The sequence below is a fragment of the Paenibacillus sp. FSL R10-2782 genome (assembly GCF_038592985.1).
GTDB lineage: Bacteria > Bacillota > Bacilli > Paenibacillales > Paenibacillaceae > Paenibacillus > Paenibacillus terrae_C.
The window spans coordinates 761,477-774,708 of sequence record NZ_CP151951.1 but is presented as its reverse complement, the minus strand read 5'-3'; the positions used below and the strand labels follow the sequence as shown (position 1 = coordinate 774,708).

Annotated in this window: 12 protein-coding genes and 1 pseudogene; 4 read left to right on the top strand and 9 right to left on the bottom strand. The window is 48.1% G+C overall.

Annotation, left to right across the window (positions count from 1 at the left end; translation table 11 throughout):
• Nucleotides 1-148: 148 nt before the first annotated feature.
• Together NST83_RS03515 and NST83_RS03510 are read right to left on the bottom strand one after the other, a co-directional pair.
• A complete protein-coding gene (locus NST83_RS03515) occupies nt 149-1,819 on the bottom strand; it encodes a ribonuclease J (protein ID WP_342417864.1) in 1,671 nt (556 codons plus the stop codon).
• Nucleotides 1,820-2,267: 448 nt separating this feature from the next.
• Nucleotides 2,268-2,702: a hypothetical protein gene (locus NST83_RS03510; protein WP_342416582.1), complete on the bottom strand. Its 435-nt coding sequence runs from the start codon at nt 2,700-2,702 to the stop codon at nt 2,268-2,270.
• A gap of 277 nt (nt 2,703-2,979) precedes the next feature.
• Here NST83_RS03510 and NST83_RS03505 point away from each other — a divergent pair, with 277 nt between their 5' ends.
• Complete coding sequence (locus NST83_RS03505) at nt 2,980-3,444, top strand: MarR family transcriptional regulator (RefSeq protein WP_014279758.1); 465 nt, start codon at nt 2,980-2,982, stop codon at nt 3,442-3,444.
• Nucleotides 3,445-3,659: 215 nt separating this feature from the next.
• Here NST83_RS03505 and NST83_RS03500 read toward each other — a convergent pair whose 3' ends face one another.
• The 6 genes and pseudogenes from NST83_RS03500 to NST83_RS03475 form a co-directional block, all read right to left on the bottom strand.
• On the bottom strand, nt 3,660-5,174 hold the full coding sequence (locus NST83_RS03500; RefSeq protein WP_342416581.1) for an MDR family MFS transporter: 1,515 nt from the start codon (nt 5,172-5,174) through the stop codon (nt 3,660-3,662).
• Nucleotides 5,175-5,366: 192 nt separating this feature from the next.
• Complete coding sequence (locus NST83_RS03495; protein ID WP_342417863.1) at nt 5,367-6,263, bottom strand: ATP-binding cassette domain-containing protein; 897 nt, start codon at nt 6,261-6,263, stop codon at nt 5,367-5,369.
• A gap of 132 nt (nt 6,264-6,395) precedes the next feature.
• A pseudogene (locus NST83_RS03490) lies at nt 6,396-6,833 on the bottom strand (ABC transporter ATP-binding protein); the annotation flags it as partial.
• 40 nt (nt 6,834-6,873) lie between these two features.
• The gene (locus NST83_RS03485) at nt 6,874-7,464 is read right to left on the bottom strand and encodes an ECF transporter S component (RefSeq protein ID WP_342416580.1); all 591 of its coding nucleotides are present in this window, start codon (nt 7,462-7,464) and stop codon (nt 6,874-6,876) included.
• A 125-nt stretch (nt 7,465-7,589) separates the two neighbouring features.
• Nucleotides 7,590-8,348, bottom strand: coding sequence for an energy-coupling factor transporter transmembrane component T (locus NST83_RS03480; RefSeq protein WP_342416579.1), 759 nt, complete (start codon nt 8,346-8,348; stop codon nt 7,590-7,592).
• Nucleotides 8,332-8,928 carry a GNAT family protein gene (locus NST83_RS03475; RefSeq protein WP_137061530.1) on the bottom strand — a complete coding sequence of 199 codons (597 nt, stop codon included), beginning with the start codon at nt 8,926-8,928 and terminating at the stop codon, nt 8,332-8,334. The genes NST83_RS03480 and NST83_RS03475 overlap by 17 nt, the downstream gene beginning before the upstream one ends.
• A gap of 310 nt (nt 8,929-9,238) precedes the next feature.
• Here NST83_RS03475 and NST83_RS03470 point away from each other — a divergent pair, with 310 nt between their 5' ends.
• Both NST83_RS03470 and NST83_RS03465 read left to right on the top strand, forming a co-directional pair.
• A complete protein-coding gene (locus NST83_RS03470; RefSeq protein ID WP_342416578.1) occupies nt 9,239-9,718 on the top strand; it encodes a GAF domain-containing protein in 480 nt (159 codons plus the stop codon).
• Nucleotides 9,719-9,807: 89 nt separating this feature from the next.
• Complete coding sequence (locus NST83_RS03465; protein ID WP_137061528.1) at nt 9,808-10,287, top strand: hypothetical protein; 480 nt, start codon at nt 9,808-9,810, stop codon at nt 10,285-10,287.
• Between the two features lie 116 nt (nt 10,288-10,403).
• On the opposite strand, the gene NST83_RS03460 is transcribed toward NST83_RS03465, so the two are convergent.
• Nucleotides 10,404-10,997, bottom strand: a complete 594-nt coding sequence (locus tag NST83_RS03460; RefSeq protein WP_342416577.1) for a TetR/AcrR family transcriptional regulator — start codon at nt 10,995-10,997, stop codon at nt 10,404-10,406.
• 195 nt (nt 10,998-11,192) lie between these two features.
• On the opposite strand from NST83_RS03460, the gene NST83_RS03455 reads away from it, so the two are divergent.
• Nucleotides 11,193-13,193 carry an FAD-dependent oxidoreductase gene (locus NST83_RS03455; RefSeq protein WP_342416576.1) on the top strand — a complete coding sequence of 667 codons (2,001 nt, stop codon included), beginning with the start codon at nt 11,193-11,195 and terminating at the stop codon, nt 13,191-13,193.
• Nucleotides 13,194-13,232 lie beyond the last annotated feature (39 nt).

Below are 13,232 nucleotides of genomic sequence, written 5' to 3'. Positions count from 1 at the left end.
GATTCAAATCCTCCGCTTCGCTATACCGCCACCGCATCCTCGTTTTTTGGGGAGGTAGGAGGGAATTAAAAAGACTTAAATCAGTGACATTGCTGATTTAAGTCTTTTTTTGGTTAATGGCATAGTGAACACAATCCATGCCCGTTTCCTAAACCTCAATAATGATAGGCAAAATCATGGGTCTTCTCTTGGTCTGACTGTAAATGAACCGGCCAACATCATCTTTTAACATCTGCTTAATCAGACCCCACTGACTCATTTCAATTTCTGTTAACTCGTTCACCGTGGACATGATCGTGTCGTGAATCTGATTCATGAGCTCTTCGGAATCCCTGACATATACAAATCCCCTTGATATAACCTCTGGCGTTGCGAGCATTTGCTTCTCGTTTTTGCTCAACGTCATCACAATAATCAGCATTCCGTCTGAAGAAAGCTTTTTGCGGTCTCGCAGTACAATGTTGCCTACGTCACCTGTTACCAGCCCGTCTACCAGACTATTGCCGGATGGTACTTTGGGCCCCATGGATGCCCTTCCCTCTTCGATTTGAATAGTGTCACCGTTATGGACAATAAATACATTCTCCATAGGAATGCCCACAGACTCTGCTAGCTGACGATGCTGATACAGCATTCTGAATTCACCATGTATGGGAATCAAATACTGGGGTTTCATCAGGGTCATCATTAATTTTAACTCTTCTTGGCTACCATGACCGGATACATGCATCCCTGTGTTGCTGCCTGATCCATAAATAACGTTGGCGCCCAGTACGTACAGGTTGTCAATCACTTGGGCAAGATTCCGTTCATTCCCCGGTATGGCTCCTGCGGCAATGATTACGGTATCACCGGGCAAAATTTCGATTTTTGGATGCATCGAATTGGCTAGCCGGGACAGTGCAGCCATCGGTTCGCCCTGACTTCCTGTACATAAAATGGCGATTTCTTCTGCAGGAAACCGCTCTGTTTCACCCGCCTCGATCAGCAGATCTTCGGGCATGCTTAAGAAGCCCAGTTCCTTAGCTACCGATACCACATTTATCATACTTCGTCCGAGTAAAACCAGTTTGCGTCCTGTTTCCACAGCCGCGTCAATGACTTGTTGGACACGGTTAACATTGGAAGCAAACGTAGAGATAAATACTTGCTGTTTGGCTCTGGCGAATGCATCTAAAATATGCCCGCCGACCAAGCGTTCTGAAGGAGTAAAGCCTGGTCTTTCGGCATTTGTACTTTCGGAAAGAAGCACTTTAACCCCCTGTTGTCCAATTTCGGCCATTCGATGAAGATCTGGGAAAGGTCCACTGACGGGAGACATATCGAATTTGAAATCCCCGGTATGAACCACATTTCCTTCTGGTGTCTGAAAAAAGACTCCCAAGCAATCAGGGATGCTGTGGACGGTGGTGAAAAAGGAGGCCTGGATCGTGCCAGTTTGAACGGTTGAATTCGCATCTATAAGATGAAGCTTGGCATCACGTAAAAGGTTATGCTCCTTTAACTTAATCTTAATCAATTCGATGGTGAGCTTTGTCCCATATACGGGAATATTTATTTGCTTCAGCAAATAAGGAATGCCTCCAATGTGATCCTCATGCCCATGTGTCACGATAAGCGCTCTGACCTTGTCCTTATTTTCCAGTAAATAGGTGACATCCGGCACAATGAGATCAATACCAGGCAAATTTTCGTCAGGAAACTTGGAGCCACAATCTATAACGACAATATCCTGATTGTACTGGATGAAATACATGTTTTTCCCGATTTCATTTACACCGCCTAGAGCAGCAATGAGTAGTCTGTTATCAGCAAGCATCAAGTTTATTTCCTCCTTAGGAAAAAGCTATCCATATTATTCATTTCCCACGTAAACTTATGCACCATACATGTTAAAAAAATGGCACAAAAAGAAACCCTTGTCTCTGAAAGACAGGGGTTCTGTGCTTGATTTATTAAATACCCACCGCTGCCAAAATAGCAGCAAAAATAGCAGCAACTAGCCACAAGATCGGGAATAGCTTGAAGATTACAAAAGCGACTCTCATTCCCTTTGCCTGCTACAACAGGCATATAAGCCTCTTCATAGGCAGGATTCAGTAGCAGGATTGGGGCGTAGACTTCGGCAAAAATTTCGTTCTCACCCATTTTGATCAGCCTGTCATTAAAAAAACTCTAATCCTTTTGTGCACGGAATTAGAGCTCCTTTTTGGATTTAAACAAATCAAAACACCACTTGGTCGGTTATTACGCTCATTCATGTGAATTCAGATATGGATGCTGCCAGAAAAACCGTCTACATCCTCTTCGGGTTGTTGATCGGAGCTGACATTGTGCTCCTTTGTCGGGCTGCTGTTCGTTGGGGAGGAACCGTTCTTATACGCTTCGCTCCAATCCTCATTGATGATGTGAGCGGGAATCATCCAATCCTCCGAGCGATAACCCGGATTTGGCACCCACACACTTCCTTGCAAGCCAGGAATGTCACCCGAATCAGAAGGGAGATCCCCCCCCTCAATCATGCTGCCCTCATAGGCTTGGCAAATCTCCAGTGCAGACAGTACATCCTGATTCTCAATATGAACACTCAGACCTGTGTCACCGTTTGTGCTGGCGGTGTACCCAATTTCTTTTAATGTTTCACAGGCTTGGGCGGCCTGCTGCGGATCACGAAAATGAAAACGGAAAGAACCCGTATCCATGTGCCTCATCTCCTCTGTTGCATTTATTTGGGGTCTGTAAGATTTATTATTTTTTAATATAACCATCTGGGAAGGTTTTTTTACATTCAAAACCTTTATTTTTCAAAAATTTACTTTAAAGCTTTGAAATTAAATAGTTAAAAAAGCAGCTACTGTGACAAATCGCATGTTCTCATTACGTAAATCCCTTTATGCTAGTAACAAGGGTATGGTTGCCCGGTCATCCAAGCCGAGCGGTCAAAGGATGCCCAAATCCATACATAAAGGCGGAATGAAGATGATAGATTACCGGACACTGGTGACACAGCAATCTATGCATTTGTATAGCGTGTTTGGCAAGTCATTCAAAAGTGTAAACGAGCATGCGGTTGCTGGCATCAAAACGGTGGGCTTTAACCCAACGGCCTTCGCCGTAATGGAAGTTTTATATCACAAGGGCGCGCAGCCGATCCAGCAAATTGGAGCCAAGCTGCTACTGCAAAGCGGAAATGTCACCTATGTTATCGACAAGCTGGAGAGCCGCGGTTATTTGCACCGTCACCCGTGCGACCAGGATCGTCGGATTATATATGCGGAATTGACGGACGAGGGACAACGCGTCATGGACGAAATTTACCCAGACTATACACGTCAGATTGAACGTGCTTTTAGCGGAATCAGCGAAACCGAAAGAGATCAGCTTATCGGATTGCTCAAAAAGCTAGGCCGTAGCGCTGACAACCTGTCACCCTATCACAAATAGTTTTATCCAATCAGCAGTTTTTAAGCATTTAGTTCCTATAATCCGACATTCATAGCAAAGTCCGCCCCATTTTTGTACCTGGAGCGGACTTTTCAGCTTGAATAAATGGGCAATAATTCATATTTTCCTGTCTCGTGCCATCGCTATACAAGCAATAAACATTCTGTTGGCAAGCGCCACATGTAACAAGGAAACGATCTACGTTTCCTTTATTCCTATGCAGTTCCTCCCTGTGCCGCCTTTGCAGGCTTGCTTGCTTCTTCTTCCGTACCCGGTGGACGGTTCCGAAGTCCGAGAACGACAAACCAGCTAACGATTGCAATAACGACCATGATGATGAACAGGGAATGCAGGCTGTTTTCCAGCACAGAACGGAGCAAGCCGGCAGTCCTGCCACTCAAACTTTGTGAAGAATGAGGTGCAAGCAGACCGTTAATATCCTCTTGCGTAACCCCCTGCTGTGTAAGCTGTCCGTCTGCTGTTTGGGCAGCAATGCGATAATTCAGCCATGAACCGAAGGCTGCGACACCAATCGTCTGCCCCAATGTGCGTAGGAACGTATTCAATGCTGTAGATGCACCACGCAACTGGAACCCGACCGAAGACTGGGCAATAATCGTAAACACGGTCATGGAGAAGCCAAATCCCAATCCGTACAATAAAGTAGACAGGAACAGCAGCCAGATCGGCGCCGTTTGGCCCATCAAGGTCATCACGAAGGCACCCAATACAATCAGGGTCAGTCCCACTAATGAGGTTCGACGCGAACCCAGAGTCAGCAAAATGCGTCCTCCGATCATGGAGCCGAATAGCCAGCCTACCGACATCGGAGCCAGTGCCAGACCGGACGAAGCAGCATCCCCACCGTGTACGCCTTGAATCCAAAGCGGCAGGTAGCTGGTCAGGCCAATCAGCAGAGAACTCACCAGCAGTGCTGCGGCACAGGAAAAAGCAATGTCCCATATCCGAAACAGCTTTAGCGGCACCATCGGTTCCTGAGCGCGTTTCTCGATAAACAAAAACAGGATCAGGAATAAAATAGCAACAGCAGCCAAGGCCAGCAATTCAGGAGAAGCCCAGCCGATATACTGTCCGCCCAGCGCCAATACGAGCAACAGGGCTGTCATTCCGATGGTAAAGGTAACAGCTCCCGGCACGTCGATACGTGCGGTACGCTTCGCTACCTGCTCCCGCAGGTAACGAGCGATGAAGAACATTGCAAGCAGTCCAAAAGGGACGTTAAAACCAAAAATCCATTCCCAGCCAAAATAAGTGACCACGTAACCGCCCAGCAAAGGCCCGATTAGGGAAGAAATCCCCCATACCGAGCTGATCATTCCCTGAACTTTGCCGCGTTCCTCCATTTTGTATATATCTCCGATAATGGTAAAGGTAACGGGAATCACGCCGCCCGCTCCAATCCCTTGAATAGCCCGGTACAAAATAAGCTGCTCCATACTACCAGCCAGCATACAAAGCAAAGAACCGAGTACAAACAATGAACAGCCGATCAGAAAAATCGGTTTGCGGCCAAATAAATCGCTAAGCTTGCCGAAAATAGGTGTGGTTACAGCCATCGTCAGCAAATAGGCCGTAAAAATCCAACTGAGTAAATTCACACTGCCCAGTTCACTAACAATAGTCGGTCCGGCAGGACCGATGACGGTTCCCTCAATCGCGGCCAGAAAGGTGGCCAACAGGACACCGGTCAGCACAAGCCCGCGCTTCATGGGTTTATCTTTTCCCAAGCAAATCACAAATCCTTTCCTTATGTAAACTGGTTGCACCTGTGCAATTCGACTGCACAGGATTGGTATTACCCGCACTGCATAATCGTAAACAGGCGGCCTATATAGGCCGCCTGTTTTGTACGATGTATATATATTATTGTCTACATATACTTAATTTTGTCAACTGTAATCTCATGATAACTCCACGGTACTCTCCCGCTTGAGCTGCCCCTTTTCCATGTATAGAATATGGCTGGAAAAGCTTTCAGCGAACTGCATATCGTGGGTGATGATCAGGAAAGCTGCACCTTCGGCAGACTGTTCTGCGCACATGCGAAGCAGGATGCTCGCTCCTTCATAATCCGTTCCGGCCGTAGGCTCATCCAAAATGTAAAGCTTTTTGGGCAGAATGAACTGCGCAGCTACGCTTAAGAGCCTTTTTTGACCACCACTCAGCAGGTACGGAGAGGCATTCAGCCTGTGATCCAGTCGGGCGGCTGTCAGCAATCGCTGTGCCCGTTCCTCATACGCAGCCGGAATCGGCTCGCCAGCCCGTAATCCAAGCTTGATCCGGACGCTGTACAAGCATTCGTCCCACACCGTTGCAGCCGCAAACTGATGCTCCGGCTGCTGGAACACATAGCCGATCCCGGCGGCCAGTTGATGAATCGGCAGCTTCTCCATATCCTGACCCTCCCACCACATACACCCCTTGGGTGCAGGCAGGAGGCCCATCATCAGCTTGCCGAGCGTTGTTTTGCCTGAGCCGTTCTCGCCCAGCAGCACGGCTCGTTCGCCGGGCGCAAGGGCAAGGCTCACGCCTGCCAACGCTGCCCGGCTACTGCCGGGATAGGTGAAGGCCAGTCCCTTCACCTCCAGCAACGGCAGGCCGGGCTTCGCCCCCGGCCCTTGGGGCACGCCTCCCCTCCCTGCGGGAGAGGGCAGCAGCCCCAAGGCGGCCAACTGCGCGCTATGCTCGCGCAGCAGCTTTTCGGGCGGGCCTTGCAGCTGCACAGCCCCGCCCTCCAGCACGATGACGCGCTGCGCTGCGCGCGCGGCATCGTCCATGCGGCCGGACACGGTGACCACTGTCCGGCCTGCGGCATGGAGCCGCCGGCATAGCAGGGCGAAGTCGCGTCCAGCCGGCGGGTCCAGCTGCGCCGCTGCGTCGTCGAACACGACGAGCGGCGCTTCCAGCGCCAGCACCGCAGCGATAGCGGTGCGCTGGCGCTGGCCTCCCGAGAGGCGACGCACGAAGGAGTCGCGCTCGGGGGCAAGGCCAACGGCCTCCAGCGCAGCCGTCAGGCGCTGCGCTATTTCCGCCGGAGGCACGCGCAGGTTCTCCGGCCCGAAGGCAAGCTCGTCTTCGACGATTCCCTGCACCAGTTGGGCATCCGGGTCCTGAAGCACGACGCCGACGGTAGAGGCGACAGCCGCCAGGTCAGCCGTGTCCGGGTCCAGCCCGTATACGGTCAGCTTCCCGGTCCGTTCACCTTCACCCGAACGGGATAATCCTCCATGGAGAAGCTGGCACAGCGTAGACTTTCCACTTCCGCTGGCCCCGACAATCGCAACATGCTCGCCCACCGCGATGTCCAGCGTCAAGCCACGTATCGTGGGTTCAGTCTGATCATTATACCAATAGCCAAAATCCTTCATGGACACGGCTATTTTACATACAGAACCATAATCGCTATGTTCATTCCGCACGTGAAGCGCGTCCCAGCTCAAAACGTTTTAGCAGCCCTGTCCGACTCAACGCATCACCCAACATCTTGGTCAGCAGACCGCACAATACAATGCCGCTCAGGATGCGCACGACCAGTGTAATCGCCAGCACCTTCCAGCCCCAATACATGTAGCCGAACATATTGGCTGCCACGATAAACCACAACGGAACCATGGCCCCGCCTGCCAGCATCAACGAAACGGCATTCCAGCGTCGATAGCGCAATAAAGCAAATACCAGTTCAGCCACAACCATATAGCAGACCGCAGCCGCGATAATAGAAGCGATTCCGTAGACTGAGCCCATAAAGGACTGCACCACTGCACCGAATGAATAAGCAATTACCGCCGTACCCGGCTTACGAATAATATAATAGGCCAGCAAACCATATATCATGTACAGCCCGACAATGGCGGAAGTGGCGATGGGGCCCCCCAGACTGTTTAATGTTTTGTTAATCATCGACAAATAAACGGTCATGACTCCATTCAACGTTGCCAGCATCGCCATCAGTACAATATCCAGCGTCGTAAATCTTGCAAAAATACGAGATTCCTTCATATGTAATTCTCTATCTCCTCTCCAAATATAAATTTCCACTTTCTAAATGTATTCATACAAGTCCTTATTGTCAACCTTAATTTTTTATTAAAGTTGACAATAAGGGCGAAAAAAGAGGCTGCTCCCTATAAGCTCCACCATAAAACAGCAGTACCTAATACAGCAACCACAGCACATACATAGCCGGAACGACGACGATCCAGCATGCGAAGATAAGTCCGGTCTGCATATGCTCCAAAGCCTTTGCCCTCCATCGCCAGCGCCGTCTGCTGAACCCGCCTCACGGCATTCACCAGCACTGCAGCCGTATACCCGCCCCACCAGGATAGCCGATTCCGCAGCCCACGCGGTGGTTCCTGTCCACGTACACGCCGTGCTGCCATTATGGTACGTCCTTCCTCTTCCAATAAGGGGAGAAACGTCAGCGCCACCGAAATACCGAACGCAAACCGATAAGGGACACGCAGACGCAGATTCAAAGCCTGTACAAAATCTCGGGGATCCGTTGTCGATAGATAAATATATGAGGCCAAAAACAGCACAAAAATGCGCAGCGTCAACGCCCCTGCGATATCGAGCCCTTCCGCTGTAATCCAGATCGGCCCCCAAGCTGCCACGATATGTCCTTCCCGAATCGCCAGAATAGACAATATAAAATACGGAATGCCCAGACCAATTAGAAATGACATAGCCCGGAGTTGGCGTGCCAACGTTAAGCCTGCCCCAAACCAAGCCGCAACGATCAGTACAACCAGCAGCGCAGCTTCATGCAGTGTTGATTCCCATGCCATCGACAACAGGCTAATGCATCCCACCAGGATCAACTTGCTTAATGGCCCCAGCTTGTGCAGCGACGACGACCCTCCGTTATACTGAAACAGCATTTCGCCTCGCCTCCAGTCTGAGCCATTCTTCATGCAGCAAGGAGTACATCAGCATATCCTTAAAGCCTGTAGACGTATGCTGCACTTGTCGTAACAGCCCTTCCTGCGTCCAGCCCATAGAGGACAACAGGGCTTGGGATCCCGTATTTCGTGGGTCCACCAACGCTTCCATCCGATTCACCCGAATCGTGTCATACCCGAAAGACAGGACCAGCCGTAGTGCCTCTGACATATAGCCCTTTCTCCAATAGGGCTTAGCCAGCTCGTAACCGATTTCGGCTTTATAAGCTCCTTCGGTCTGCCAATAATTAAATCCACAGCTGCCGACCAGCTTCCCGTTCTCCTTCAGCTCTATGCCCCAGCGCAGCGCATCCTCCGTCTTCGCCAGCTCATTCAACAGCTCGATCATATCCTCCGCATCCTCACGCCCGGACATCCCCGTAAGGTTCATATAACGGTGAACCTCCGGGTCAGACCAGCAGGCAAACATCGTAGCTGCATCCCCGCTTTCCATCTTTCGCAGTCGAAGACGCGGGCTTTCCAGCGGTGGTATATGCCCCTTACATGCATATGCACACATGTTCAATCATCCTTCCAGCATCAAAGTGACAATAAATATACGCTACATTTAAGCATACCCCTCCAACAAACGCAAACACTCCTGTGTTATGAATGATGACTATACTCTGTATTTACTCCCTGCTTTTCTCCACATAAGTAACGAGGTCCAGAAAGGTTACAGATGTATTTTCCTCTTGACTGAATATATACAATCGTTATATCTTAAATTAATTAACCAATGGTAAAAGCAGCTTGCAGAATTACCTTTTTCTGCCGATATATACAACAGATAATGGTAAAAAAAATTCACTGATAGGAGCGTGGACTACATGTTTCAGACTATCCCTTACGAAGGCACACGTCACGAACAATTTGAATCGGTTCTCGGACAACTCCGGGCACTCATTCATGACGAACCCAATACCATTGCAAATCTGGCGAACGCTTCTGCATTGCTTGGTCATTTTCTACCGGATATTAACTGGAGCGGCTTCTATCTCTATGATGGGACCGAGCTTGTACTCGGTCCATTTCAGGGCCAGCCCGCGTGTATAAGGATTCCGCTGGGACGCGGTGTATGCGGTACAGCCGCAGTGGAGAGACGGACCCTTGTCGTAGAGGATGTCCATGCGTTCCCGGGCCATATCGCCTGTGACGCGGCCTCCAACAGCGAAATCGTCATCCCCCTCATTAAGAACGGGGAACTGCTGGGAGTGCTGGACATTGACAGCCCGCTAAAAGCCCGCTTTGATCACGAAGATCGTGTATTCCTAGAGGAATTTACGGCTATTCTGGTAGCCAATCTGTAGCCAAAATCCGCGTATAATCATCGTCTTCCTTCGCCACAATATATGAGGGTCTGGAACCCAAAACCATCCGGTGAAGGAGATTGATGACAATGTACAACAACACCATGGCTCCACAACAGCAGCTTCGTCAGTGTGAACAAATTATGCAACAATTGGTACAACAAACACAGCAAGGAACTGCCATGTATCAGCAACTGCTACAACAGGAGCAACAAAATGCCTCCAATTTAGAGGGCCTTGTGCAACGTGAACGCAATGCAGCTCAAATGATCCAAACCGCAATCCAGCACCACCAACAAGCTGTGCAGCAATGCCAGCAAGTTATTCAATTGTGTAGTCAGTTGGAAAACACCATCCGCTCCAGCAGTCAAATGACTCAACCCGGCTTTGGCGATAACTACGCCTCCCGCAGTATGCAACCGTCATCCTATGGTATGGGAAGCCACATGAATCAAAGCTTTCCGCAACACATGGGTGCAACCGGGCAGCAATATGCAGGCAGCGGTAACATGCAACACTACGGTAACAACAGCCAGCAAGGCATGAGAGCGACACACAGCAGCATGTAAAACTGCTTTACACGCAAAAGGGATGGACAGCAAGCCATTAAATTAGCTTGCTGTTCATCCCTTTTTATACTTCTTCTTTAAGCGTGTAGTGATCCGTCTCTGCGGCTAGGATACAATCAATTCCTTTGCTTAAAGATCGTGATCAGACGACTCATATATTCACGCATATTTACAATTAAATCAGAGTCGCCATCATGAAGGCACCAGTTGTACATGACCCCACGAGCTGCAATAAATAAGTAGTCCGTCACCTCTTCGGATGTCATGCTTTGATCCAGCTCTCCCGCGGCTTGTCCTCTCTCTATAATCTGTTGAAGTATATTTTGCATATCACGACCCTTAGTAATGAAAAGCTTGTTATTACTTGTATATAATTGTTGCACCGTCTCTAAGCCAATATTCTGATTATATTCCGCATAAATCTCAAAATACTGAATAAGATCCTGCGCAATACTTTCTGAAGGTGGTTCATTCTTAAATTTTAATTCAAAGTAGCCATCCGCCTGTGCATACATTTCCACCAAAATATCACTTTTAGTCTTGAAATGATTATAAAATGACCCCACGGACACGCCGGCCTTTCGACAGATATCCTCAATTTTAATTTTTTCCAGGCTCTTTTCATGCATTAGCTCTAATGTACTGTTATATATATTTTTTTTAGTCTGCAAACTTTGCAGCTTGCGTCCATTCAATTGTTTTTTTGACACTCACTTACTCCCCTCTCTATTGTAAATATTTCTCTTTCTCAGGTACCTTGTTCATATTACTTAATTATAATAGGGAATGCTATTTTGTTTAATTGTGAAAATAATCACATAATAATACTTACTCCTATTCTATACTGAATCCATTCGGTGAATACATTCATTTTAATAAATGATCCATACTTAGGAGGTATTCTTATGAAAGAAGAACATCAAATTTTATACGAGCCTATGAAAATTGGAAAGCTGGAAATTAAAAACCGCTTTGTCATGGCTCCCATGGGTCCAGGCGGGCTTTGTGATGCCGATGGTACTTTTAATGAACGTGGCGTCGAGTATTATGTTGAACGGGCAAAAGGTGGGACAGGTCTACTCATTACAGGTGTAACGATGGTTGAGAATGAAATTGAGAAATGTGCCCTGCCATCCATGCCCTGCCCTACTCTAAATCCGTTGAATTTCGTTAAAACGGGTAAAATGATGACGGAGCGGATTCATGCATACGGCACAAAAATATTTTTGCAATTATCCGCAGGATTTGGACGGGTAAGTATCCCTTCAATTGTTGGTAAAACGGCTGTCGCTCCTTCTCCCATTCCTCATCGTTGGCTTCCTGATGTAACTTGTCGTGAGCTGACCATTGACGAAATTCACACCTATATCAGAAAATTTGCGGAATCCGCAGCTATTGCCAAAAAGGCAGGCTTTGACGGTATTGAAATCCATGCGGTTCATGAAGGCTATTTATTGGATCAATTTGCGATTTCTTTCTTTAACCATCGGACAGACGAATACGGAGGAAGTCTGAGAAACCGCTTAAGATTTGCCATAGAGATCGTTCAAGCCATCAAAGCCGAATGTGGACAGGATTTCCCGGTATCTCTTCGATACAGCATCAAAAGCTTTATTAAAGATTGGCGTCAAGGCGGATTGCCAGGCGAAGAGTTTAAGGAGCAGGGACGGGATATTGAAGAGGGGATTGAAGCTGCCAAAATATTAGAGGAAGCCGGGTATGATGCTTTCAATGGCGATGTCGGTTCTTACGACTCTTGGTATTGGGCACATCCACCCATGTATCAGGAAAAAGGACTTTATCTTCCTTACAACAAAATTTTAAAAGCCATTCTAAAGGTACCTGTGATTACTGCTGGCAGATTGGATAATCCAGACTTGGCCAGCAAGGCTATACGTGAAGGAAAAACCGATATGATTGCACTTGGTCGCCCATTGTTAGCTGATGCTGATATCCCCAATAAAATCAAGGTTGGGAAAATAGAAAAGATTCGTCCTTGCCTCTCCTGCCAGGAGGGCTGTATGGGTCGATTGGCATCTTTTGCAACGATTTCATGTGCCGTTAATCCAGCTTGCGGTAGAGAAAAAGACTACGCACTCGGAAAAGCAGATCAATCCAAAAAAGTTTTGGTGATCGGTGGAGGGCCGGCAGGATGTGAAGCTGCCCGTGTAGCTGCTATTCGGGGACATCACGTTACCTTATTTGATAAAAATAACCGATTGGGAGGTAATCTAATCCCGGGCGGAATTCCAGACTTCAAGGAAGACGACCATTTACTTGCGACCTGGTACGAAGGGGAATTAAAGGATTTAAACGTTGACGTCCGATTGAACACCGAGGTTAACCGGACTACCGTAAAGGAATATGCAGCAGATGTCGTTATCTTTGCTACCGGATCCTCTCCAAAAACCTTCTCCATCGGCATGTCTACCAAGGTGTATTCGGCAGAAGAGGTTTTGCTTGGGAAAAAAGATCCCGGTGCTTCCACTGTAATTGTCGGGGGCGGGCTTGTGGGATGCGAAACTGCACTCTGGCTTGCTGATCAAGGTAAAAAAGTAACCCTGGTGGAAATGCAAGAAGATATTTTAACCGTAGGCGGACCCCTGTGCCATGCAAATGAAGATATGCTGCGTGACCTTGTTGCATTTAAGGATATCCATCTCCTGACCAACACCAAAATTGTCGATGCCAACGATCAAGAATATGTTCTTAAAAACAAAGATGGTGAAGAAACGATTCTAAAGGCCGATTCAGCGATTCTGGCTGTAGGATATACTCCTCAACAATCGCTTTATGAAGACATCCAAAATGACGTTTCCGAAGCCTACTTAATCGGAGATGCCAAGCAAGTACAAAATATTATGTACGCTGTCTGGGATGCGTATGAGGTTACCAGAAATATATAGTGCCCTGCTCCCTCCGAAGAGCCGTTTGCTTTTTAAGCA